The organism is Pedobacter sp. ASV1-7, from assembly GCF_040203335.1.
In the GTDB taxonomy this organism is placed as follows: Bacteria; Bacteroidota; Bacteroidia; order Sphingobacteriales; family Sphingobacteriaceae; genus Pedobacter.
This window is the reverse complement of the sequence record NZ_JBEHBV010000004.1, coordinates 210,910-235,805: the sequence shown is the minus strand read 5'-3', so window position 1 is coordinate 235,805 and position 24,896 is coordinate 210,910. Positions and strand designations below refer to the sequence as shown.

25 protein-coding genes are annotated in these 24,896 nt (G+C 37.2%); 17 read left to right on the top strand and 8 right to left on the bottom strand.

Features of this window, described 5'->3' with window-relative positions:
* Positions 1-61: 61 nt before the first annotated feature.
* From ABDJ41_RS11335 to ABDJ41_RS11325, 3 genes are read left to right on the top strand one after another with little or no spacing between them, the layout of a single operon-like run.
* Positions 62-1,351, top strand: a complete 1,290-nt coding sequence (locus ABDJ41_RS11335) for a TolC family protein (RefSeq protein WP_349786119.1) — start codon at positions 62-64, stop codon at positions 1,349-1,351.
* A 17-nt stretch (positions 1,352-1,368) separates the two neighbouring features.
* Positions 1,369-2,457 (top strand): efflux RND transporter periplasmic adaptor subunit, encoded by a 1,089-nt coding sequence (locus ABDJ41_RS11330; RefSeq protein WP_349786118.1) that lies wholly within the window; start codon positions 1,369-1,371, stop codon positions 2,455-2,457.
* A 29-nt stretch (positions 2,458-2,486) separates the two neighbouring features.
* Complete coding sequence (locus ABDJ41_RS11325) at positions 2,487-5,597, top strand: efflux RND transporter permease subunit (RefSeq protein WP_349786117.1); 3,111 nt, start codon at positions 2,487-2,489, stop codon at positions 5,595-5,597.
* 35 nt (positions 5,598-5,632) lie between these two features.
* Here the strand turns inward: ABDJ41_RS11325 and ABDJ41_RS11320 are convergent, their stop codons facing one another.
* Complete coding sequence (locus tag ABDJ41_RS11320; protein ID WP_349786116.1) at positions 5,633-6,154, bottom strand: hypothetical protein; 522 nt, start codon at positions 6,152-6,154, stop codon at positions 5,633-5,635.
* A gap of 329 nt (positions 6,155-6,483) precedes the next feature.
* Between ABDJ41_RS11320 and ABDJ41_RS11315 the strand changes: the two genes are divergently transcribed.
* From ABDJ41_RS11315 to ABDJ41_RS11305, 3 genes are read left to right on the top strand one after another with little or no spacing between them, the layout of a single operon-like run.
* Positions 6,484-6,825, top strand: a complete 342-nt coding sequence (locus ABDJ41_RS11315) for an ArsR/SmtB family transcription factor (RefSeq protein WP_349786115.1) — start codon at positions 6,484-6,486, stop codon at positions 6,823-6,825.
* On the top strand, positions 6,812-7,297 hold the full coding sequence (locus tag ABDJ41_RS11310; RefSeq protein ID WP_349786114.1) for an SRPBCC family protein: 486 nt from the start codon (positions 6,812-6,814) through the stop codon (positions 7,295-7,297). Before ABDJ41_RS11315 ends, ABDJ41_RS11310 begins: the two co-directional genes overlap by 14 nt.
* A 59-nt stretch (positions 7,298-7,356) precedes the next feature.
* Positions 7,357-8,055 (top strand): zinc metallopeptidase, encoded by a 699-nt coding sequence (locus tag ABDJ41_RS11305; protein ID WP_349786113.1) that lies wholly within the window; start codon positions 7,357-7,359, stop codon positions 8,053-8,055.
* Positions 8,056-8,059: 4 nt separating this feature from the next.
* On the opposite strand, the gene hutU is transcribed toward ABDJ41_RS11305, so the two are convergent.
* The gene (hutU, locus tag ABDJ41_RS11300) at positions 8,060-10,060 is read right to left on the bottom strand and encodes a urocanate hydratase (protein ID WP_349786112.1); all 2,001 of its coding nucleotides are present in this window, start codon (positions 10,058-10,060) and stop codon (positions 8,060-8,062) included.
* Between the two features lie 32 nt (positions 10,061-10,092).
* Complete coding sequence (gene hutH, locus ABDJ41_RS11295; RefSeq protein WP_349786111.1) at positions 10,093-11,670, bottom strand: histidine ammonia-lyase; 1,578 nt, start codon at positions 11,668-11,670, stop codon at positions 10,093-10,095.
* A gap of 75 nt (positions 11,671-11,745) precedes the next feature.
* Here hutH and ABDJ41_RS11290 point away from each other — a divergent pair, with 75 nt between their 5' ends.
* Complete coding sequence (locus ABDJ41_RS11290; protein ID WP_349786110.1) at positions 11,746-12,627, top strand: LysR family transcriptional regulator; 882 nt, start codon at positions 11,746-11,748, stop codon at positions 12,625-12,627.
* Between the two features lie 7 nt (positions 12,628-12,634).
* On the opposite strand, the gene ABDJ41_RS11285 is transcribed toward ABDJ41_RS11290, so the two are convergent.
* The gene (locus tag ABDJ41_RS11285) at positions 12,635-13,090 is read right to left on the bottom strand and encodes a hypothetical protein (RefSeq protein WP_349786109.1); all 456 of its coding nucleotides are present in this window, start codon (positions 13,088-13,090) and stop codon (positions 12,635-12,637) included.
* 110 nt (positions 13,091-13,200) lie between these two features.
* On the opposite strand from ABDJ41_RS11285, the gene ABDJ41_RS11280 reads away from it, so the two are divergent.
* Together ABDJ41_RS11280 and ABDJ41_RS11275 are read left to right on the top strand one after the other, a co-directional pair.
* Positions 13,201-13,449 (top strand): hypothetical protein, encoded by a 249-nt coding sequence (locus tag ABDJ41_RS11280; protein WP_349786108.1) that lies wholly within the window; start codon positions 13,201-13,203, stop codon positions 13,447-13,449.
* 28 nt (positions 13,450-13,477) lie between these two features.
* A complete protein-coding gene (locus tag ABDJ41_RS11275; protein WP_349786107.1) occupies positions 13,478-14,179 on the top strand; it encodes a YgaP-like transmembrane domain in 702 nt (233 codons plus the stop codon).
* On the opposite strand, the gene ABDJ41_RS11270 is transcribed toward ABDJ41_RS11275, so the two are convergent.
* Complete coding sequence (locus tag ABDJ41_RS11270; RefSeq protein WP_349786106.1) at positions 14,157-14,639, bottom strand: hypothetical protein; 483 nt, start codon at positions 14,637-14,639, stop codon at positions 14,157-14,159. The genes ABDJ41_RS11275 and ABDJ41_RS11270 overlap by 23 nt on opposite strands.
* A gap of 99 nt (positions 14,640-14,738) precedes the next feature.
* Between ABDJ41_RS11270 and ychF the strand changes: the two genes are divergently transcribed.
* Both ychF and ABDJ41_RS11260 read left to right on the top strand, forming a co-directional pair.
* A complete protein-coding gene (gene ychF / locus ABDJ41_RS11265; protein WP_349786105.1) occupies positions 14,739-15,833 on the top strand; it encodes a redox-regulated ATPase YchF in 1,095 nt (364 codons plus the stop codon).
* Positions 15,834-15,985: 152 nt separating this feature from the next.
* Positions 15,986-16,456 (top strand): FKBP-type peptidyl-prolyl cis-trans isomerase, encoded by a 471-nt coding sequence (locus ABDJ41_RS11260; protein WP_349786104.1) that lies wholly within the window; start codon positions 15,986-15,988, stop codon positions 16,454-16,456.
* Between the two features lie 100 nt (positions 16,457-16,556).
* Here the strand turns inward: ABDJ41_RS11260 and mgtE are convergent, their stop codons facing one another.
* Positions 16,557-17,927 (bottom strand): magnesium transporter, encoded by a 1,371-nt coding sequence (gene mgtE, locus ABDJ41_RS11255; protein WP_349786103.1) that lies wholly within the window; start codon positions 17,925-17,927, stop codon positions 16,557-16,559.
* Positions 17,928-18,259: 332 nt separating this feature from the next.
* On the opposite strand from mgtE, the gene ABDJ41_RS11250 reads away from it, so the two are divergent.
* Positions 18,260-19,480, top strand: a complete 1,221-nt coding sequence (locus tag ABDJ41_RS11250; RefSeq protein ID WP_349786102.1) for a TCR/Tet family MFS transporter — start codon at positions 18,260-18,262, stop codon at positions 19,478-19,480.
* Between the two features lies 1 nt (position 19,481).
* Here ABDJ41_RS11250 and ABDJ41_RS11245 read toward each other — a convergent pair whose 3' ends face one another.
* Positions 19,482-20,399, bottom strand: coding sequence for a glycerophosphodiester phosphodiesterase family protein (locus ABDJ41_RS11245; protein ID WP_349786101.1), 918 nt, complete (start codon positions 20,397-20,399; stop codon positions 19,482-19,484).
* Between the two features lie 119 nt (positions 20,400-20,518).
* Between ABDJ41_RS11245 and ABDJ41_RS11240 the strand changes: the two genes are divergently transcribed.
* A complete protein-coding gene (locus tag ABDJ41_RS11240) occupies positions 20,519-20,689 on the top strand; it encodes a quinol oxidase subunit 4 (RefSeq protein ID WP_349786100.1) in 171 nt (56 codons plus the stop codon).
* 93 nt (positions 20,690-20,782) lie between these two features.
* On the opposite strand, the gene ABDJ41_RS11235 is transcribed toward ABDJ41_RS11240, so the two are convergent.
* Positions 20,783-21,583 (bottom strand): DUF4382 domain-containing protein, encoded by an 801-nt coding sequence (locus tag ABDJ41_RS11235; RefSeq protein ID WP_349786099.1) that lies wholly within the window; start codon positions 21,581-21,583, stop codon positions 20,783-20,785.
* Between the two features lie 191 nt (positions 21,584-21,774).
* On the opposite strand from ABDJ41_RS11235, the gene ABDJ41_RS11230 reads away from it, so the two are divergent.
* Genes ABDJ41_RS11230 through ABDJ41_RS11215 form a run of 4 tightly spaced genes read left to right on the top strand, consistent with a single transcriptional unit; the run spans position 21,775 to position 24,886 of the window.
* Positions 21,775-22,038, top strand: coding sequence for a hypothetical protein (locus tag ABDJ41_RS11230; RefSeq protein ID WP_349786098.1), 264 nt, complete (start codon positions 21,775-21,777; stop codon positions 22,036-22,038).
* A gap of 10 nt (positions 22,039-22,048) precedes the next feature.
* A complete protein-coding gene (locus ABDJ41_RS11225) occupies positions 22,049-22,891 on the top strand; it encodes a hypothetical protein (RefSeq protein WP_349786097.1) in 843 nt (280 codons plus the stop codon).
* A gap of 11 nt (positions 22,892-22,902) precedes the next feature.
* Positions 22,903-23,577: a response regulator transcription factor gene (locus ABDJ41_RS11220; protein ID WP_349786096.1), complete on the top strand. Its 675-nt coding sequence runs from the start codon at positions 22,903-22,905 to the stop codon at positions 23,575-23,577.
* A gap of 1 nt (position 23,578) precedes the next feature.
* Positions 23,579-24,886 carry a sensor histidine kinase gene (locus ABDJ41_RS11215; RefSeq protein WP_349786095.1) on the top strand — a complete coding sequence of 436 codons (1,308 nt, stop codon included), beginning with the start codon at positions 23,579-23,581 and terminating at the stop codon, positions 24,884-24,886.
* Positions 24,887-24,896 lie beyond the last annotated feature (10 nt).

Sequence of the window (24,896 nt, the reverse complement as noted above, 5' to 3'; positions counted from 1 at the left end):
TTAATTTCCCTTTAATTCTTCTTTAATTCCATAGTAATAGGTTTGACCAAACACTACACAAATGGTTCATTTATCGCTAAAAATCAGTTCATTATTGAGCTTATTGACTTTGCTATTAATAGCATCGACAACTTCAGCTCAAACAGATACCAGGATTCAGCTCAGTCTTTCCGATGCAGAAAAACGTTTTGTACAAAACAATTATCAGTTAATTGCCCAGCAATACCAAACAGATCAAGCCTATGCAGATGTCATAACTGCCCGTCTATTTGAAAATCCGGAAATCAGTTATGAAAATCTGCTATACAATCCTGAAACCAAGAGATTTCTTGGTACAAGCCGGGCTTATGGACAATACCAGGCATCCATATCACAAATGATCAAACTTGCCCGCAAACGTAATAAGAACATACAATTGGCCACTACAGGAGTTAAGCTTACTGAATACCAATATTTTGACCTGATGCGCACCTTGCGCTTTAACCTCAGGTCTACCTTTTACAAAACTTATTATAACCAGCAATCGGCCAAAGTTTACGAAGAACAACTCAATTCTTTAAAGTTGCTGTTAACTGCTAACGAGCAGCAATTAAAACTTGGAAACATCGCTCTGAAAGATATCATCAGAATTAAATCACTGCTATACACTTTACAAGGTGAATATAGTAACATCATGAATGATATAGAAGATTCAAAAACTGAAATTAAATTAATGACTAACCTCCCGGCAAATGCGGATCTGGATTTAATGGTATCAACAGAGGAAGAACAAAAATACCTGTTAAATAAGCACGTGTATAACAACTTACTAGATTCAGCACGTAATAACCGTGCAGACCTAAAATTAGCAAAAACAGAAGTTTCCTACGCAACACAAAATCTCAAGTTACAGAAAGCTAATGCCATCCCCGACATTGAACTTTCGCTTAGTTATGACCTTAAGGGAAGCTATCCGGACAACTATACAGGCATTGGAATTAAGCTTCCTATCCCTTTTTTCAATAGAAACCAGGGAGAAATTAAAAAAGCAAGAATCGCAATACAGGTCGGAGAAATTCAGGTGCAACAACAAGAAGCTATATTAGAAAATGAAGTTTATAACAGCTATACCTCAGCATTAAGAACGGAAAACCTATACCAGGGCCTCGACAAAAACTTCAATACAGATTTTGATAAGCTAATTGCTGAGGTGATCCGAAACTTTAAAAACAGAAATATCAGTCTTATTGAATTTATGGATTTCTATGATTCCTATAAGACCAGCACAATTCAGATGAACAATCTTAAATATGAGCGCATGCACGCAAAAGAAGAAATCAATTTTGTAACCGGATCAAACATTTTTAAATAGAGGCACACATGCAAAATATGCTAAAAAACATCGGTACGATAACCGCCTTATCTATCGCTTTACTTTTAACCAGCTGTGGCGAACAGGCTAAAGAGACACTAAAAGAGGAAAAGTTTGAACTGACAGACTCCCTTATCTCCCGACTAAAAATAGATACTGTAAGAGGTGCAAACAACCAGATTGACATTAATTTCTCTGCAAAAATCACTGCAAATGAAGAGAAGATGGCCAGAATCTATCCTATGGTAAGTGGGCATTTACAAAATGTTCCGGTAAAACTGGGCGATCGTGTGAACAAAGGCCAATTGCTTGCCACAATGAGCAGCGCAGAAATGGCTGGATTTGACAAAGAGGTCGTTAGTTCATCAGCAGAACTAAAAAATGCACAGCGCCATCTGAAATTAACAGAAGACCTATACCATAGTGGCCTCACATCTGCATTGGAACTGGAACAAGCAAAAAATGACCTGCTGGTAAAACAAGCCGAAGATAAAAGGAGCAAGTCTATTTTAAACCTGAATGGAGGTAACAAAAATGGTTTTTACAATTTAACCTCACCAATTTCAGGCTTTATCATTGAAAAAAATGTGACTGCTAATACACAAGTGAGACCAGACAACAATGAAAGCCTGTTTACTGTAGCTGACCTTTCTGATGTATGGGTCTTGATTAATATTTATGAAAGTGATATCTCTAAAGTAAAAGAAGGAGATGAGGTAGATATAGCTATTCTCTCCTATCCGGATAAATCTTTCAAAGGAAAAATCAGCAAAATCAACAATATGCTGAACAGCGACAGTAAAGTGATGAATGCGCGTGTAGTGATCAATAATCCAGGCTATTTAATCAAACCAGGTATGATGGCTTCGGTGCTGATTGCAACAAAAAGCAATAGTAGCCTTCCATCTGTCAATGCTAACTGTCTCATTTTCGACAACAATAGATATTATGTACTGGTATTGGACGAGGTAAAGAAAATAAGGATTCAGGAAATAGAAATCAGCCGTAAGTTTGAAAGTAAAGTCTACATCAGTAAAGGTTTAAATGCAGGTGATCGTGTAGTTGCATCTAAACAGTTGTTTCTTTTCGACAGCATAAAACCATAATCTTCATCATCCTTTAAATTTAAACTGTAATGAATAAATTCATTAAGTCGATCATAAACTTTGCCCTGAAGAATAAGTACTTCATTTTCTTTGCTACTTTCATTTTAGTACTGGCGGGCTATTTAAGTTTCAAAAAAACTACTATCGAGGCATTTCCGGATGTCACCAATACCAATATTACCATCATTACACAATGGCCGGGGCGCAGTGCCGAAGAAGTAGAAAAATTTGTCTCACGACCTCTTGAGATTGCAATGAACCCAACAGAGAAAAGAACCAGCATCCGCTCCTCTTCTCTTTTTGGCTTGTCAGTCGTAAAAATCACCTTTGAAGATGATGTCGATTACCAGTTTGCACGTGTACAGGTAAACAATCACCTTGATGATGCCGACCTCCCATCTGGCGCTAAGCCAGAGGTGCAACCTCCGTACGGACCTACGGGTGAAATCTTCCGTTATACTTTAAAAAGCGATAAGGAATCAGTAAGGGACTTAAAAACCATTCAGGATTGGGTTGTTCAACGAGAGCTGCTTTCCGTCCCGGGAATAGCAGATGTAGTTAGTTTCGGGGGAGAAGTAAAAACTTATCAGATTACTGTTCATCCTCAAAAATCTTTACAATACGGAGTAACTGCTACAGAATTATTTGAAGCGGTATCTAAAAGCAATGTCAATGTAGGTGGAGATGTTATTGAACAAAGCGGACAAGCTTATGTAGTCAGAGGAATTGGCATCTTAAACAATATTGATGAGATTAAAAATATAGTTGTAGACAACTTTAACGGCACACCTGTTTACGTAAAAACCATTGCTGAAGTTACAGAATCTGCCTTACCACGATTGGGACAAGTCGGACGCGATCTCGATCCTGATGTAGTAGAAGGGATTGTGGTAATGCGTAAAGGACAAAATCCAAGTGAAGTAATTGCTGCCCTGAAAGAGAAAATAAAAGACATAAATGATAACATTTTACCAGGTGATGTAAAAATCAGTCCTTTTTATGACCGTGAAGACCTGGTTAATTTCGCCACACATACCGTGATGGGTAACATGCTGGAAGGAATCATTTTTGTCACCTTGATTGTATTCCTATTCATGGCCGACTGGCGTACTACACTCATCGTCTCCTTAATCATCCCATTATCGCTGCTATTTGCCTTTATCTGCTTAAAAATGAAAGGCATGTCGGCCAATTTACTATCCATGGGTGCTATAGATTTCGGAATCATTATAGATGGCGCAGTAGTAATGGTGGAAGGGATTTTTGTAGCCCTCGATTACCATGCACGCAAAAATGGGATGGATAAATTTAACCGGATGAGTAAACTAGGCATGATTAAAAAGGCATGCCTGGAAAATGGAAAAGGAATCTTTTTTGCCAAACTAATTATCATTACCGGCCTGATGCCCATCTTCACTTTCGAAAAGGTAGAAGGTAAAATGTTTTCACCATTGGCATGGACGCTAAGTTTTGCTTTATTAGGGGCCTTATTGCTAACATTTACACTGGTACCGGCATTGGCTAGTATATTGTTAAAGAAAAACGTAAAAGAAAAGCACAACATCTTTTTAGTATACCTTACAAAAGGTGTGATGGGTACGTTTAATGCCGCTTTTAAAGCTCGAAAAACTGTTTTTACAGGAGCAATGGTTGCATTAGCTTTGGGAATATTTTCATTCAATTTTCTAGGCACTGAATTTTTACCCACCCTTGATGAAGGTTCTATCTATGTACGTGCCAGCGCTCCACTTAGTGTTTCCCTGAATGAAACAAAAAAAATGAGTAATGAAATGCGGAAAGTATTTTTAAGTTTTGACGAGGTGAAGCAGGTGATGTCACAAACCGGACGACCAAATGATGGTACCGATGCTACTGGCTTTTACAACATGGAATTTCTGGTAGATATTTATCCCAGGAAAGAATGGAAACGCAAAGAAAGCAAGGAACAACTTGTACAACGCATGCAAGAAAAACTAAAGGGTTATCCTGGCATTAGCCTGAATTTCTCCCAACCCATATCTGATAACGTTGAAGAAGCCGTATCAGGTGTCAAAGGCTCCATTGTTGTAAAAATGTTTGGCAATGACTTCAATTTTATAGAAGAGCAAGAAGAAAAAATAGAAAGGATCCTGAAAACTGTTCCCGGGATTGAGGATCTTGGAATTTTAAGAAACATGGGGCAACCAGAACTAAGAATTAATCTGGATCAGCGCAAAATGGCCTTATATGGAGTAACAACAGAAGATGCAAATGCTGTTATTGAAATGGCGATTGGTGGAAAAGCTGCCACCCAGATTTACGAAGGAGAACGAAAATTCGACCTCCGGATTCGTTACCCAGAGGATTTCAGGAATGATGAAGCTGCAATAGGCGCATTGCGTATTCCTACCCTTTCTGGAGCGAAAGTACCATTGAGTGAAATTTCAAATATCAGGAAGATCACTGGCCCAAGTATTATCTATAGAGATAAACACCAAAGATATGGAGCTATAAAATTCTCCATCCGTGGACGTGATATGGGTAGTACCATTGCCGAAGCTCAGGAAAAAGTTGCCGCTGAAATCAAATTGCCAAAAGCATATAAATTAGAGTGGGCTGGAGATTTTGAGAACCAGCAAAGGGCGACTTCCAGGTTATCAACAGCAGTCCCTATTAGCTTAATGCTTATCTTTTTTATCCTGTTTGTCCTGTTCGGGAATATTAAAGATTCTTTACTGGTATTAAACAACGTCCCTTTTGCATTAATTGGTGGTATACTCGCCCTGCTCATTACCAAGGTAAATTTCAATATCTCTGCGGGAATAGGATTTATAGCACTTTTTGGAATTTGCGTTCAGAATGGTGTAATTCTGATCACCCGGTTCAAAACAAATATGGCTGAATTGAAACATCATCCCGGCTGGAGCTTTGCCGATGCCATCAGAGATGGCGTAGCTACCAGACTCAGACCAGTAATTATGACCGCGATGATGGCTGCTATTGGTTTAATGCCAGCAGCTTTATCAACTGGTATAGGATCAGAAGCCTCAAAGCCATTGGCCATCGTAGTGATTGGAGGCTTAATTACCAATACCATTTTCTGCTTATTTGTGTACCCAATTGTATTCTATTGGGCTTATCAGAAAAAGGCTAGACAATAATATCATTTTAATGCAAAGCTAATTGACTTAGTCAATTAGCTTTGATAGGCGTAGACCATACTTTTTTTAGCGTGTAGTTTATCATCGACACGTTTCAAATGGTCTTTAAACAAAACATGATCAGTATCACTATCTGTTGCCAGTAAAGCCAGTTTATACTTTTCCTTTGCAAGCACAAAGTCGTGTTGCATTTCAGCATTCAAACCCAACTGTCCGTAAATCTCAGCTTTACCAACTCCAGGTACAAGCAATGCCTTTTCAGCAATAAGTTCAACTGATTTATACATTTTCAGCGTAACCAGCAACTTTAAATAATCAGTATATACATCTGGAAATTCAGCTTCAAGTTCTATACATTTTTTGAAATAAAAACCTGCTGTCTGATAGTTTTTAAACTGATAATAATAAAAACAACCTAACTGATAGTAAGCCCTGGCATAGCCAGGATCTATATTAATGATTTCATTAAATATGTGAAGTGCCTTTGGTAATTCACCGTAATGCAGCTCCTCTATTCCCTGCAGATATTTTTCGTCTACAGTATATAAAATGTCCATAAGGATATATTTTTTGTCAGGGACTTAGCCTTAACATTGATTCTTAAATAATTGAATAAATATTGGTATTGAAAGCTTAAATAAGCATGGGCACTAGTGGCCGGGAAGAAAAATAAAATCCATACCCTGCCTCATCAGCCAATAAGTCCGGCTATTTTGCTTTTTCTGGATATGTTGAATATGTAACATGACTTTAATTTTTTACAAATATAGGGTTTTATCTGTATCACAAAGAATTTAAGCGGGTTACCTATTTTTTTTCATAAATAATTTGCATAACCGTTTGGTTATATATAAATTTACATAACCAAACGGTTATATAAATAAATATGAAAGCACGCAGAGATGTATTCCAGGCAATAGCTGACCCAACCCGCCGAGAAATACTCGGATTACTTGCCGGACAAACATTAACCTTCAATAAGATTATAGAAAACTTCCAGATTAGCCAGCCCGCAGTATCAAAACACATTAGAATATTAACAGAATGTGGTTTGGTTTCGATCACTCAGCAAGGACGTGAAAAATTTTGTGAGGCACGTCTGGATCAGTTAAATGAAGTCACCAACTGGGTTGAGCAATCCAAAAAACTATGGAATCACAGATTTGAAAAACTAGATAATTTCTTAATCGACTTACAAACTAAAAATCAAAACGATGGAACAAAGTAAAAATCAGCAAGGAAAAGAGTTGTTGATTACACATCTTTTCAATGCGCCAAGATCTCTTGTATTTGAGGCCTGGACAGATCCCGAAAAATTAAAACATTGGTATGCTCCTGATGGCTGTACTATTGAATTTAAATCTTTAAATGCGACACAAGGTGGTTCCTTTCATTCTTGTGTTCACGATCCCGTACATGGAGATTGCTGGATAAAGGGATTATACAAAGAAGTAACAGCTCCGGAAAAACTAGTATTCAGCATGATTATTTCTAATGAAAATGGAGATGATGTGAGATCAATAGATGCAGGTAAACCGGAAGACTGGCCGGAAGAGGTGCTGACGACAGTTACATTTGCTGAGATTGGAGAACAAACCAAGCTTACCATACATCAGACGGTTTCTGAAGCCGAAGCTAAACAAACTGGTGCTTATCAAAGCTGGATTAAAATGTTTAACAAATTAGAAGAAATATTGTAACATAATATCGAACCAATCCTATCTTTGATTGTTATTGGTATAATTACAAAAAATAAAAGATGGATTTAATGGGTTACTACCTGATTGCAGGTATAATGTTTGTTGTTGGACTGATTGTGAGCAATCGGCTCAAAAGTAAATTTAACGAATACAGTCAGATTGGACTTCAGAATGGTATGAGCGGTAAAGAAATTGCACAAAAAATGCTTACAGATAACGGCATTTATGATGTACGTGTGATTTCAACACCCGGTCATTTAAGCGACCATTATAATCCACAGGATAAAACGGTTAATTTGAGTCCGGAGGTATATGAAGGACGAAGTATATCAGCAGCAGCAGTTGCAGCGCATGAGTGTGGCCATGCGCTGCAACATGCAACTGCTTATTCTATGCTGACTTTTCGTAGTGCAATTGTTCCCATAGTCAATGTCAGTTCTCAATTATCTCAATGGATCATACTAGCTGGACTTGGCTTTCTATTTGGCTCAGCAAACCCCACAATCCTATTGGTAGGAATAGCCTTATTTGCCATCACCACACTTTTCACCATTATTACACTTCCGGTTGAATATGATGCTAGTAACCGTGCATTAATTTGGTTGGAAAGAAATAACATTACAACTCGTGCCGAACATGATAAAGCCGCAGATGCACTTAAGTGGGCTGCGCGAACTTATGTTGTTGCTGCAATCAGCTCGGTCGCAACCCTACTTTATTACATTCTGCTCTTCGTAAACAGCAGAGATCGTCATTAATTATTTAGAACAAACCATCTAACAAGCTATCATTAACCAGGTGGGGCACAGTTATATTCAATGCAGGAGTCCTTTCCATCTCTCTTTCAATGGCAAACCGGGCTGCTGCATTTCTAGCCCAGCTTCTTCTCGCAATGCCATTGTTTACATCGAAAAACAACATACTCTTCAACTTTACAGCTGCAGCTGCTGAACCATCCAGTACCATTCCAAAACCACCGTTAGTCACTTCTCCCCAGCCTACTCCACCGCCATTATGAATGGACACCCAGGTTGCGCCTCTAAAACTATCCCCAATAACATTATGAATAGCCATATCAGCAGTAAAGCGACTACCATCATAAATATTACTGGTTTCCCTGAAAGGAGAATCTGTTCCGCTTACATCATGATGATCTCTACCCAATACAACTGGTGCCGATAACAAACCTGATTCCACTGCTTCGTTAAATCTTTCTGCCATTTTAGCCCGACCTTCAGCATCCGCATAAAGAATCCTGGCCTGTGAGCCTACTACCATTTTATTGGCACCAGCTTCTTTAATCCAGGTGATATTATCCTGAAGTTGCTGTTGTATTTCGTCAGGAGCTACCTCTTTAATCCCTTGCAATACCTCCATTGCCAGGCGATCTGTTATGGCTAAGTCTTTTGGATCTCCTGATGTACAAACCCACCTGAAAGGTCCAAATCCATAGTCAAAACACATAGGGCCTAAAATATCTTCTACATAGGAAGGATATTTAAAATCTATTCCATTAGCAGCCATTACATCTGCTCCTGCCCTGCTACATTCCAATAAGAAAGCATTGCCATAATCAAAGAAATAAGTCCCTTTAGCTACATGACTGTTCACCGCAGCCGCATGTCTAACCAATGAAGCCTGTACCTTTTCTTTAAAACGTTCAGGTTCTGCAGCCATCATCAAATTTGATGCTTCATAACTCAGACCTACCGGATAATATCCACCAGACCACGGGTTATGTAATGAAGTCTGGTCTGATCCAATCTCCACAAAAATCCCGTGTTGATCAAAGTATTCCCAAACATCAACAATATTTCCAATAAAGGCCAGAGATACGGTTTGCTGATCAGCTTGTGCTGTTTTTATCCTTTCTACCAGCACTGCCAAATCTTCAATCAATTCATCAACCCAACCTTGTTCATGTCTTTTTCGTGCTGCAGCAGGATTAATTTCTGCACAAACCGTAATGCAGCCCGTAATGTTACCAGCCTTTGGTTGTGCCCCACTCATTCCACCTAATCCGGCAGTAAGGAAAATCCGGCCAGCAGGTGTAGCTGAAGTGCCCAATTTCTTTCTGAAAGCATTCATCAATGTAATTGTAGTTCCATGAACAATCCCCTGCGGACCAATATACATGTATGAACCAGCAGTCATTTGTCCGTATTGGGTTACCCCAAGGGCGCTATATTTTTCCAGATCATCTGGTGATGAATAATTTGGAATCATCATTCCATTCGTAACCACAACCCTTGGCGCAGCGGCCGAAGAAGGAAACAATCCCTGCGGATGCCCACTATACATATTCAACGTTTGCTCATCTGTCATCTTTGCCAGGTATTGCATGGTTAACAGATATTGCGCCCAGTTCTGAAAAACACCACCATTACCACCATAAGTAATCAGCTCATGAGGATGTTGTGCAATAGCAGGATCAAGGTTATTCTGAATCATCAACATGATACAGGCAGCATGTATGCTCTGATAAGGATACTCCGTAACCGGGCGTGCATACATCTCATAATCCGGTCTGAACCGATGCATATAAATCCGCCCGTAAGCTTGAAGTTCAGCCAAAAAATCTGCCGCCAATTCCTTATGCCATACTTCCGGAAAATACCGTAATGCATTACGAAGGGCTAACTTCTTCTCTTCTTTAGTTAATATATCCTTTCTTACCGGTGCATGGCTAACCTTCAGATCGTATTCTTTTTTTGCAGGCAATTGCTTAGGAATTCCCTGTAAAACTTGTTCCTTAAAATTCATGGTAACTGGAATTAAATAGATAAAATCCGGAATTAATAATTTTCAAACAGATCCGTAAAGATTGTGGTATTGGCAACACCTTCTTTTTTTGCAGCATTCACTGCAATTTCAAGTATCGTTCCATCCTTCACCATTTCTATTACTTTTTCCATCATCTCATACATGATCTGATCTTCTTCCAGATGTTCAACTTTTGAACGAACGTAATCATGTACAGCATTGATCATTTTTCCTGATTTTAACGGAGCATGATAATCTATGGCCTGTGCTGCACAGAAAAGTTCTATTCCTAAAATTCTTTCTACGTTTTCAATAACTTGCAAAGCTTTTCTTCCGCTGATTGAGCCCATACTCACATGATCTTCCTGCCCTAGTGAAGTAGGAATACTATCTGCACTTGCCGGGAAACAAAGGCCTTTGTTCTCACTAGCCAATGCCGCAGAAGTATATTGAAGAATCATGAAACCTGAATTTAAACCCGTTTCACGCATTAATAACTTAGGTACGCCATCCGTATTTCCTTCCAGAGAAAGATAAATCCTGCGGTCTGATATATTTCCAATTTCTGAAGCTGCAAGACAAGCATAATCCAAAGGCATAGCAATAGGCTGTCCGTGGAAATTACCACCACTGATCGTCAGGTCTTCACTAAATATAACGGGATTATCAGTAACGGAGTTTATTTCTATTTCCAGTGTTTCTTTCAAATGTAACCAGGCATTTCTAGATGCACCATGTACTTGTGGAATACAACGCAGCGAATAAGGGTCCTGTACTTTTGCACAATCCAGGTGTGAACCCACAATCTCCGAATCAGCTAATAGGTTTCTGATGTTAGCAGCAACATGCTGGTTACCTTTATAAGGCCTTAACTCATGTAATCCCTCATGAAATGGCTTAGCTGAGCCCATTAATCCTTCCAGCATCATGGCAGCCGTAATATCTGCAGTCGCCAGAACATTATGAAAACGCGCAACTACTTTTACTGCGTGTGCAGCAATAAACTGAGTACCGTTAATCAATGCGAGGCCTTCTTTAGCACCTAATCCAATTGGCTTTAAACCATATTCTTTTAAAACTTCCTCTGTGGATACAATATTCCCCTTATAATGCACTCTACCCAATCCAATTAATGGGAGAAAAAGATGAGATAAAGGAGCTAAATCGCCCGATGCTCCTACTGATCCTTGTTTCGGAACTACAGGAATTACATCGTTCTCTAAATGCCAGATCATACGATCTAATGTAGCTTCCTGAATGCCTGAATAACCTTTGGCCAATGCCTGCAATTTAAGCACCAACATAATTTTAGAAATCTCATCATCAATTGGTGTTCCAACGCCTACAGCATGACTCTTCAAAATATTCTCCTGAAGCTTTTTGGTATCTTCTGAAGAGATCATAGATGTACAAAGTGGGCCAAACCCAGTATTGATTCCATATACTGCTTTATCAGAAAGCGCTATTTTCTCAACAATAGCACTGCTTTCTTTTATCTTCCGACGAGTTTCCTCGTTTAAAACACCTTTAATTGTTCCTTTACTAATTGCAATTGTTTTGCTTACTGTAAGGAAATCTGAACCGTAATTAAAATTATGATTTGCACTCATCTCAAAATCGTTTACACAAATATAACCCCTATCTTTGATACTTATAAATACCAATTACATCATCAATCAATAACCATGAGTTATCAAATAGAACTGCGACACTTAAAATACTTCCAGGTTCTTGCCCAGGAATTGAAGTTTAGAAAAGCAGCAGAGCTGCTGTTTATTTCACAGCCCGGACTTAGCAGGCAGATTATGCAAATGGAAGAACTATTGGGCGCCAGTCTGTTTGACCGAAGTAAGAAAAAGGTAGAACTTACCGCAGCAGGATTGTATTTAAAAGAAGAAGTAGATTTCATTTTCAACCACCTGGAAACCATCCGCCGACAAATAGACAACATCAGTCAGGGTAAAGAAACTGAAATACGTATTGGATTTTTAGGTTCTGCAGCACAAAAAATAGTACCTGAATTGGTACTTAAACTAAATCAGCAATACCCGGGAATCCAGACCATCCTGGATGAGATGCCAAACAGGCTTCAGATAGAACAACTGGAAAAAGATAAGTTAGATCTTGCCTTTGTACGTTTACATAGATTACCAGATGGCCTTTCCAGACAACTTGTCCATCAGGATACCTTTGCCATGGTTTTACCCATAGGCCATCCAGTAAATGAAGCAAACTTTAACAGCGTCAGAGATTTCAGTAATGACCCATTTATCTTTTTCTCCAGTGATGACAGCCCCTTTTACCACGAGTTGATTACCAGTATCTGTGAAGACGCCGGTTTCAGACCAAAGGTATTTCATAAATCAGTAAATGCGCTGACCATATTTAAACTTGTAGAGGAAGGTCTTGGTGTAGCAATTGTACCCACTTCTTTGCAATATGGATACAATTTGAATGTTAAGTTTATCGAAATGAAAAACATCCCACAACGCACCGAACTTTATGTTGCATGGAAAGAATCGAATAGAAATCCTGCAATAAAAAATGTTGTAGAATTACTAATCTAGCTCAGAACTAAGCCAGCTGCCTGTAACAAAGCCTGGCCTGAAAATCTAAGAGTGCTTTCTTTCTAAGAACCAAATCCGTTTCCCTGGCTTTGCTTACATCATAACCTATTGCTTCAAATTGTTTCAAGGTATGTTCCAACTCATAAAAATCACGGTATTTTGTCTTTAGTTCATACAAAACATGACGTTGTGCGGCAATGAAATGGAAATATCTAAAAATATTGATATCCCTTTCCTTTAATTGGGCATTTAACAAATCATACTCATCCTTCAAAGAAGCATCATTGCTAATTTCATTTAACCTGTAAATATCATTTAAAGCCTGTTCATTAAACAATTCATCAATATGATAGATGGGGATAACTACGGGGTTTTGATAAATATCTTCCAGTTTTTCAGTAAATGGCTCTCTGTAATTGAAGTAACCTTTATAAACATCTGGATATTTCTTATCATAATTCATATTGTCGTTAGGTTTTGATTTGGTTCTGCAAATTAAAAAATAAAACTTAATCTTAGCTAAAGTGTTAGTATCTAAGGTATATCTTAATGTTTAATCATAATACAATTGTAATGGAAAATTTAGACATACAACCGGAAAACTTCGATATTAACATTAGTTTAAATGGTTCTATGAAGACAATTCAGGTAGAACCAGAAGAAACCACCGATGGTGCTGAATATTTCAAATGTAATGTGGAGGGCAAAAACATTACACAGATCAGACAGGAAAAAGATGGAAGTTGGGAGCAAATTTGGGGAGATCTAAGCAATATTGATGTTGTTAATATTGGAAAGGCAATAGCTGCATATAAAAGATAGAATAGTAAACAAACAAATTATCAATACTATGATTATGCATCAAAACACTTTAAAACTACGTTCTGGTAAATTTTCCATTGAAAAGCAGCATTATGAAAATATAGGATTGAATGAGCGAATGGTTTCCATGCTGTTAGGTGGGTTCTTAATTGGCAGAGGAATAAAACGTCCACTTCGTACATCATTTTTATACGGTTCTTACCTTGCTTACCGTGCTTTTACAGGTCATTGTATGTTTTATGAACTACTTGGGATTGATGCAAGCAGACCACATGCAATTAATATAAGGGGTGAATTCATTATCGACCGTCCTGCTAAAGAAGTCTATACTTACTGGCGTAATTTGAGTAATCTTCCAGTAAGTGTAAATCATCTATTAAATGTGGAAATGGAAGGAGAAAATCTTTCCCGATGGAAATCTAATATCCTTGGCAATGTATTTCCTGTAGATTGGCATGCTGAAATTGTTAAAGATGAACCCGGAAGGTTAATTGGATGGCGTTCGGCTCCCGGCACATTGATTCATCACATAGGCCGGGTAGAATTTGCTGAGCGTCCGGATTCAGAGGAGACCTTACTTAAAATTGTAATATCATACCACCCACCTGCAGGTGGTATAGGATTAGGTCTTGCTAAATTATTAAACCCCTACTTTGAAAGCTTGTTAAAAAAAGAAATCAAAACGTTTAAATATAAAATAGAAACAACTATGCAGCCCCACCAGTTTTAGCTACGATCATCATCAAAAAGCTAAAAATATACAATGAAAGTATAATAATGGTGATAATACCCCAGAACTTAAACAAGGACTTCATCTTTTTCATTGCAATGGTAAAATTCTCCTGATCGGCATACAATACTGCAGTAGTGGCTGCATTCGAGTATTTGAACAATAGAAAACTAGGATAAAACAGCATTAAAGAAAGGCATAAAAAATATACTGTTAAAAATGCGGTCCCCATTTGTACTAAAGCATTTCCCGGAGCTGCTAATGCAAGTCCATCGATAATTGCATTGGCACTAAAGGCCATTAAAGCTAGAAAAACAGCTACTACCAAACCCACAACAGAAAGGAATTTCGTCCATTTTGCTGTTTCATAAATATAGCTTCTGATCTCTTCTGTTACCACTAATTGCTCTTGCTCCTGACCAGGTTCTTCTACTGACTCAGCTTCTTCAAAATTATCCATAGTTGTTAATTATTATTCAATAATGTTAAGTAGCCCTAAACATAAAAAATATTTTTAAAAAATTGATACCTTTGCGCCAAATCAAGAAAAAAATCATTCATGGCATTACAATGTGGTATAGTTGGTTTACCAAATGTTGGAAAATCTACATTATTTAACTGTTTATCTAACGCAAAAGCCCAGGCGGCAAACTTTCCTTTCTGTACAATCGAACCGAATATAGGTGTAATTACCGTACCGGACGAGAGATTGACAAAATTAGCAGAATTGGTTAAGCCAAATCGTATTGTTCCGAACACTATAGAAATCGTTGATATTGCAGGTCTTGTAAAAGGTGCTTCTAAAGGTGAAGGTTTAGGAAACCAGTTTTTAGGTAATATCAGAGCAACAAATGCAATTATTCATGTGTTACGTTGTTTTGATGATGGCAATGTGATTCACGTAGATGGTTCTGTTGATCCGATCCGCGATAAAGAGATCATTGATACTGAATTACAATTGAAAGATCTGGATACTGTTACAAAACGTATTCAGAAAGTAGAGAAGATGGCTAAGACTGATAAGGATGCCAAAAGAACTTTCGATATTTTAAGTGTAATTAAAACGCATATTGAGAGTGGTAAATCTGTTCGTTCTGCAGCAGTTTCTGCTGAAGATTTTGAATATATCCAGGATCTGGGCTTGCTTACACAAAAACCTGTAATGTACGCTTGTAATGTGGACGAAGCATCTGTAGTTACTGGAAATGCTTATGTTGAACGAGTTAAAGAAGCTGTAAAAGATGAAAATGCTGAAGTACTTGTTATTTCTGCTAAAATAGAATCTGAAATTGCTGAGCTTGAAAGTTATGAAGAGCGTCAGGAGTTTTTAGCTGATCTTGGTTTGACTGAGTCTGGTGTAAACAAGCTGATTGTTGCGGCTTATCGTTTATTAGATTTATACACTTACTTTACTGCTGGTGTGCAAGAAGTAAGAGCGTGGACAATTACTAAAGGCTTTACTGCCCCTCAGGCTGCTGGAGTTATTCATACTGATTTCGAAAAAGGCTTCATCCGTGCAGAGGTTATTAAATATGAAGACTTTATAACCCTAGGTTCAGAGAATGCTTGTAAAGAGGCCGGTAAATTAGCTGTTGAAGGTAAAACATACGTTGTAGCAGATGGCGACATTATGCACTTCAGGTTTAACGTTTAGTATTGAAAATAAAGCAAGACTCTTCGAAGTCTGGAACCTTTTGCCATGAAGGATGGCAAAAATTCCTAGGTCTTCTCTGAGCATGCATTATTTTCTGCGCAAAACGAAGGATAGATCATTTCAACAAATTAAAAAGCAAAAGAATAAAATAGATGAAACAAATTAAATATTTAGTAGCTATAGCAGCAATTACACTTGGCTTTTCTGCTTGTAAAAAAGGATTTGATGCTGAGGCTCAATTTACTGCGGATACAACTGCAATAAGAGCTTACGTAACAGCTAATAACATTCCTGCTGTAAAGGATGAGTATGGTGTGTTTCATCATGTGATTACTCCAGGTTCAGGTTCAGTAAAATATACTGGAAGCAGTTTAGTTACGGTAGATTATTCAGGTAAGGTATTGTCTGGATCTGAAAATTTTGATAGCAGTAACGGTAGCCCAAGAGAATTTACATTAGGTGGTTTAATTGCAGGTTGGCAAATTGGTATTCCTTATATTCAAAAGGGTGGTAAAATCAGGTTGTTTATTCCTTCGAAATATGGTTATGGCAATGATTCTCAGCCAGGGATTCCTGCTAATTCTGTATTGGATTTCACCATTACACTATCAGACGTTAAATAAAATATATACAAGATAATTCATTCAAAAGGCCGATCATATTTTAATTGTGATCGGCCTTTTATTATTTATAACTTATTGCTCTTTTAGATTGAAGATATGGTTAGAGTAGTACTCCTTTTAAGAAGAACAGCGCCATAGAGAAATAAATGATCAGACCTGTCACATCTACCAGAGTAGCTACAAATGGGGTGGATGAGACAGCAGGATCGGCACCAAGCTTCTTTAAAAGCAAAGGTAGCATAGACCCCATTAATGTACCCCACAGAACCACACCTATTAAAGAACATCCGACCACCAATCCTATTAACACTGGTTCTGTAAGAGATCCAGAAAACACTTGCCAAAAGATAATCACAGAAAAACTTAACAAACATAATGTTGTGCCCAAAAACACTCCTGAAAATATCTCCCTGCGCATTACCCGCCACCAGTCTTTGATGGTAATTTCTCCAAGTGCCATTGCCTGAATGATTAAAGTTGCGGCCTGTGAACCGCTATTCCCACCACTTGAAATAATTAATGGTATGAATGTAGCCAGGATCACTACTTTTTCAATTTGCTGTTCAAAATTTGACATAGCAAAAATGGTTAGCAACTCCCCAAAAAAAAGCACGATTAACCAAACTACCCTCTTTTTATATAATTGAAATACCGGAACATCCAGGTATGGTTCATCCAAGGCCTGGGTACCCCCTATTTTATGGATATCTTCTGTATACTCTTCATTTGCTATCCACAAAATGTCATCAACAGTAACTATTCCAAGCAAAACATGATTATCATCTACAACAGGTAAAGCCACCCTATTATTCATCCTGAACACATTAATAGCCTCTTCCTGTGGGTCATTAACTTTTAATGAGATCAATCTATGATCAGTTAATTCACCTATTTTAGCTTCTGGATCAGCTAACAGTACTTCTCTGATTCTAATATCATCAAGCAAGACTCCATCCTTATCAATTACATAGATCACATCAATCGTCTCTGAATTTTTTCCGTAACGTCTGATGTGTGCCAATACCCGATTTACTGTCCAATCTTTCTTAACGGCCACATAGTCTGGTGTCATTAATCGACCCACACTATCCTCCTCATATCCCAAAAGTGAAAGTGCCTCTATCCTATCCTTTGCAGGCAAAAGGATGATCAATTTTTTTACGGCATCCCCTTTTAACTCACTAAATAGAGAAGTACGGTCATCTGGTGGCAAAAGGTTGATTAATTCTGCAAGCTTATTACCCGGAAGTTTCTTAATAATTCTTTCCTGAGTTGGAAAGTCAAGGATCCTGAAAACATTTACCGCTCTTTTAATAGATAGTGTATCAATAAATTTTACCGCGTACTGAGGAAGCTCATCTATCAGATGCTCAACATCTGAAATGTTGAGATTATCCAGATAAACTTTTAATTGCGCGTCATCCTCCTGTTCTATCAGTACAACAACCTCTTCAACAACTTCCTCTTCCATATATATGCAATTCTTTTACATCCTCATTCTATTATTCTACAGTTTTGCAAAAGTGCCTTTTATTTTTCAAAAAGCCAGCCTTTAATCAGTATAAATTTGGTTTAACCCTATCCTGGCTCTACATTCACCTTAGCACCTAACTTGATCACCCCAATAACCACCCTGCTCAACAAAGAACACTTTATTTAACCTTCATGCTTTACCAACTCGAATAACCACCCTGCTTGACAAAAAAATCACCTTCTCCAAAGCGACCTCAGGCGCTGTTGCCCTTCAGCAACAGATGCCAGACACTGAGGAGAATGGTTATTTTTTTCTTTACATTTGAACCCATGATTTCTAAAAACCAAGAAAAACGACCCGCAGCATTAAGTTTTATCTTCATTACATTATTGATCGACGTAATTGGCCTTGCCATCATCATTCCTGTCTTTCCAAAGCTTATTGAAGGGCTTATTCATGGCGATATTAGTGAAGCTTCTAAAATTTCTGGTCTTTTACTGGTAGCTTATGCAGTGATGCAATTTTTATGTGCTCCATTGGTAGGAAACCTCAGTGATAAATACGGTCGTCGTCCTGTTCTATTATTTTCACTACTTGGTTTTGGAATAGACTATCTTTTTCTTGCTTTTGCTCCCACTATAGGTTGGTTATTTCTGGGACGCATTATAGCTGGAATTACAGGAGCAAGCTTTACCACAGCATCCGCCTATATAGCAGATGTAAGTAGTCCTGAAAAAAGAGCACAGAACTTTGGAATGATCGGTGTTGCCTTTGGACTAGGATTCATATTAGGCCCGGTTATTGGAGGTATATTAGGTAAAATAGATGTACACTACCCCTTTTATGCTGCAGCGGCGCTCGCTTTGCTAAATGCAGCTTATGGATATTTTATTTTACCAGAATCGCTACCAAAAGAACACCGTCGCGAGTTAGATTGGAAGCGTTGCAATCCCTTAGGTTCATTACTTCAATTAAAAAAATACCCATCAGTAATTAGTCTATCAGTATGTCTGTTCATTATTTATTTTGCAGCGCATGCTGTACAAAGCGTATGGACCTTCTATACCATGCAAAAATTCGACTGGAATGAAGATATAGTAGGCTATTCATTAGGCTTTATAGGACTGATGATTGCTATTGTACAAGGTGGCCTCATCCGCATTGCCATTCCTAAACTAGGCCAGGAACGCAGTATCTGGATTGGATTGATGTTTTATGCCATAGGAATGGTTTTATTCGGCCTGGCCAATCAAGGCTGGATGATGTTTGCCTTTATGATTCCTTATGCACTAGGCGGAATTGCCGGCCCTGCATTACAAGGCATTATGACTAACCAGGTACCGGCAAATGAGCAAGGAGAACTACAAGGTAGTTTAACCAGTTTAATGAGCTTAAGTTCCATCTTTGGCCCCTGGTTTATGACCTATATTTTTTATTACTTCACTAATGCAAATGCACCGGCCTATATACCAGGTGCTCCTTATTTTATTGCCGCTGCATTGATGATGCTAAGTGCAATATTGGCTATGCGTAGTTTTAAAAGGAAATAATTTAATTATGTAATCCCTTTTTCCTTAAATACTCTATCAACTCCTTTGGACGATCCGTTTGAATCATAGTTGCCCCTTTATTGATGACCCATCCCCAACTTTGTTCTGCTTTGTTTTCTTCCACTGCCATATCATCATGATGTCCACCATTCAAACTAGGCCACAATGTATTAATCCAGATTTTTGAACCTGATTTTCTGATAAAACTCAGATCCTTTAACATAGCAACTGTATCCGTATTAAAAACCAGTTCAAATGCTAGGGGTTTAAGCTGTTTACTAAAATCTGTAATTACCGCTCTGGCATCTGGTTTAGTAATGTTTACAATAGGCATATAAATTACATTCTTTAAGATATCACCATTTTCAGAAAGTACCTGATCGTATCTTTTTCCTCCCTTAATGACTACTTGTTTTGCAGTCCCTGTTCTTTTAATTACTTCATAAGCTTCTTTAAAATGATTGTAGCCTTTATCTATGTTCACCAGGATATTCCCTTTACAAGCATCAAGTGCCTCCTCTAGTGTTGGTATTCTATGTGATGTTGGTACGCCCGCACCGTTACGTAAATACATTTTCTTTATTTCTTCGAGCGTATAATCACTCACCTTACCTTTACCTGTGGTTGTTCTGTCCAGCTTAGTATCGTGCATTAATACCAACTCTCCATCTTTTGTTTTCTGAATATCAATTTCTACCATATCAACTCCCATTTCAATCACATTTTTTATAGCCTGAATAGAGTTTTCAGGAGCACTACGCCAGTCCCCCCTATGTGCAATAACCATCACATTTTTAGACATCGGGGTATTGAGAGTTTTCAATAAAGCATCTACTTTCTTTATACTGGATACGGTTTGTGCTTGTAAAATCTGGGCGAAACAGATACCCAAAAACAATAGAAACTGTCTTTTAATCATTTGTTATAACTTAAATATTTATGAAGTTGATTTAAGCCGGTAAGTTAATGAAAATTAATATTATAGAAATGAGCAAATTTCTGGCACATTATTAGATAATACTTATCAAATACATAAATATGAAAATGACTTACTTCATTCTTGTAATTGCAACAATAATGCTCAGTAGTTCATGTTACACAACAAGAACAGCAGGAAATAGTGGCAAAGTGCCTCCAGGTCAGACAAAAAAAGCAACCGGTTCAAACTCTGCTAAACCATTTGCCCCAGGTCAACAAAAAAAACATTAATAAAAAAGCTCCTTTTCAGGAGCCTTCTTAGCTTTTCACTATGACATAAAAAGCATGTGTATTATCAGAATAGTGATAATTTCTTCTTCTAGCTTATTGTTTAAGCGTAATGATTCCTAAACTGGTGTTTTGACCAAGAGCCACATTTACATTTGTAATTGTACTGTCTCTATAACCCACAACAGGTGCAAATTTTACAGAATAATTGCCTGCTGCAAGTCCACCAACGGTAAAATTCCCATTTAAAGGATCTGCAATTGTACCAACAGTGTCGGTCCCTGAAATTACCAATACTTCAGGATGGCTCAATAAAGGCAATACTGTTCCAGATATTAAGCCCGATGTGGCAGCAGTAAGTCCTCTCACTACAGGCTTAAGTAAGTATTTTCCATTTCCAGTGCTTACGATAGATTTTGCTGCATCGAAATCCAGCAAAAGTGAATAAGTTACTCCAGGTAACAAAGATGGATTGGCTTTTAGTTTAACTTTCCAGCCGGAAGATTGAGCACTCGGAGTTTTCAACTCTTGAGAAACACCACCAACAACAATCGTATTTCCTGAATCGTTCAATACCAATCTTATTTCGGTAATCTCTCCACTAGGCATCTCTCCTGAAGCTACCAAAATATCAGGATTATTTGTCCCAATCCTGAAATCTAAAATATTAAAGATATCTGTTTTGGCAGCAAAAGTATATGGTTTACCTTCAGAAAATAATATAATCTCTTTAACATTCAGGTTAATTTCATCAAAATCTCCAGGTGCGTCAGTCATTCTTATCTCCACCTTGGTTGTACCACTAGCAGTACTATTATTGTCTTTTGTGCATCCACTCAGGATAGCCATACCTGCGAAAAATAAAGCAAGACCGGAATACATAATTTTCTTCTTCATAATTTTAGTTTTAGTATCTATTTAACATTCTCGTTACACAAAATTCAAAAACGAAGATGAAATCAACATGAAATATCAAAAGTATTTGATTCCCGAATTTCATCTTAATTTCATTTTTCAAACGGAGCTTTGTTAACATACTTTATTATATTTACATAATGGACAGACCATTCATTTTCAAATATTTACTAATGTTTATCTTTATTTTAGTGCTGCCTCCATTAGTGCGCGCCAACCTATCCTATCCAATAGGATACAATTTTCAGGATGAGAAAAAGGATAAAAGCAAGGAACAGCCTATTGACAATAAAAAACCAGATTATAAACAAGAACCTAATCAACCAGACATCCAAAAGGTACCAAAAGCCCGCAAGCAAGGAAGACCTCCTGTTGTGATTAAACCAAAAATAAAGGCAAAACCCAAGGTTATTCGTCCAAAAATTAAAAGACCATAGTGTATAACCTATGAGATTTATTTTTCTATTAATTCTAATTAGCACAACTTCCTTTAACGTACAGGCACAACAAGACAGTGTTAAAAAAACAACGTTAACACTTGCAACATTATACAATAGTAACGTTAGCTATTATGGACAAACTACTGATGAAAAACTTCCCTATATATTAGGTAATGCAACTGTCCGGTTTCCTATCGGATTATATTTATCAGCGGGTGCATATAAGTTACTAAATTATGGTTCAGGCCTATCCGAAACAGACATTGGTATTGGTTATGATTATAATTTCAATGAGAAGATCAATACAACACTTGCATATACACGTTCCTTTTTTCCTGCAAACTCTCCATTACTACAGGCTTCTAATGAAAATAATATAAACTTATCTATAAATTATAAATGGAAATGGCTTCAAAGCTCACTCAGTACCGATTATGCATTTGGGAAGGAGAATGATATATTCATAAGTTTAACTCATTCCAAAGAAATAAGTATTGGGAGTTTATTTAATGAGAAAAACATACTTTCAATTGAACCTGCTTTTGAACTTATTGCTGGCACTCGTCATTTTTACGAGACCTATACAATTGAAAAAAACAAACGTAACAATAGTCATGGGAAAGGAAAAGGTCCTGCATCTTCAGGAAATTCTAACTCCACTTCCATCACTACTGTGGCTTCTGAAAGCTTTAACTTATTATCTTACAATTTTAAACTTCCATTAAGTTTAAGCCGCGCATCGTATCTCGCAGAAATCAGCTATCAAATATCTATCCTGGGACCCAAAGCCGAAGCAGATTTAAAACCTCAACAATCTTTTTTTGGTGTAGCCTTTTACTATCAGTTTTAATTTATTTACTTATGAGAGTATTAATCGTTGATGATGAAAAGACAATTGCCTTTGAAATGGAAGCCTTTTTAAAAAAGAGCTTCTATTTATGTGATATTGCACACACATTAAAAGAAGGGCTTGAACAACTTGAACTGAATAAATATGATTTTGTTTTAATAGACTTAAGTTTACCAGATGGCAATGGATTAAAAATTCTTGAAAGTGCTAAAAAGAATAATCCTGATGCAGCATACATTATAATATCGGCCAGAACAAACCTAAAAGACAGGGTTAAAGGACTAGACCTGGGTGCAGATGATTATCTGGCAAAGCCATTTTACCTTTTGGAACTGCAATCCAGAATGCAGGCCATTGCTCGTCGCAAGTTTAATATCACTGAAGAATTGTTGTCAATTGGAGAATTCAACATAGATTTTCAAAAAAGAATTATCTTGTTTAAGGAACAATCAATTGAACTTTCACGCAAGGAGTTTGATCTTTTAAGCTATCTTTTACTTCATAAAAACCGCGTATTAACACGTGTTCAGCTTAGTGAACACATTTGGGGTTCTTTTGTAAATGACAATTATGATTCTAATTATATCGATGCTCACATTAAAAATATCCGGAAAAAACTTAATGTATGGGCTGCCACTGAATGGCTGGAAACTGTACGCGGTGTAGGCTATCGAATTAAAAAATAACATGAAATTATCAACCAAACTTACCCTTTTCATTACTGGTTCAAAACTAGTAATAGTGTTGTTATTTATTCTCACATTACCTTTTCTGGTCAAGCAAATTGCTTCAGAATATACTAATTATACGCTAAAACAGCAGCGAAAAAAAGTGCTCAACATAGTCCATAAAAATGGCCTGGATTATTATTTTCAAGGCGACGACAACTATGGTAGTTACACCATGCTTAAAGAAGAGTTTATAGCACTCCTACCTGTTAAAAATAATCTAAAAATAGATGAGATTAAAAATTCCCAACGACTTATAGAAAGCGACACGCTTAATTATAGGGTATTGAGTTACACTTTTAAAGACAAAAATAAAAACTACTTACTCGAGATTGGCAAAACAACCACAAGTATTAATCAATATAACATACCTCTGCAACGTGTCGCATTATATGTACTAATCACTCTTATCGCATTAACGATATTACTTGATCTTACTTTTATACGAGTGTTGATCCGACCACTCACAGAAATAATTAATACCAAACTTTTAAACCGCAAATTTCCATTCAAAGATGGAAAAGAAAGGATTAAGACCAGTACTGCCGATTTTAAGTATTTGGATGAGTCGCTTTTAATATTAATGAAACAGATCAATGAAGCTTTTTACAAGGAGCGAGAATTTACATCCAATGCTTCTCATGAACTTATGACTCCTATTAGTATTCTTCAAAATAAAATGGAAAATCTGCTTACTGATGAAACCCTTGACGAACCATCTCTAATGGCCATTTTGGAAATGATGAAAACAGTGGATAGATTAAAGAACATTACGAAGTCATTATTATTGATTTCCAGAATAGATAATGAACAATACATTAGAAATGACCAGGTTAAACCTATCTTAATATTTAATGAAATTATTGAAGAGATTAGCCATAGGCTAGAAGAAAAACAAGTGCAGATCTTCCTTAATATTTCCGCAGAGTCTACATTAAAAAATGTAAATAAGGATTTGCTATTTCAGCTTTTTTTTAATCTTATCCATAATGCCATCAAGTTTAACCGGAACAATGGAAGTATTCATATTAATGATAAATACTTAAATAATGGTAGCTATGAAATCATCATTATCGATACTGGTATTGGAATACCAAAAGCCGATTTGCCATTTATTTTTGACCGCTTCACAAAAACAAATCTTGAAGGCGATGTGGGTTATGGTTTAGGATTAGCTATTGTAAAAAGTATTGCGGCATACCATCAAATGCAAATTAGGGTTCAATCTGAAATTGGAGAGGGAACAACTTTTAGAATATTATTTTAGAAACCCGTGA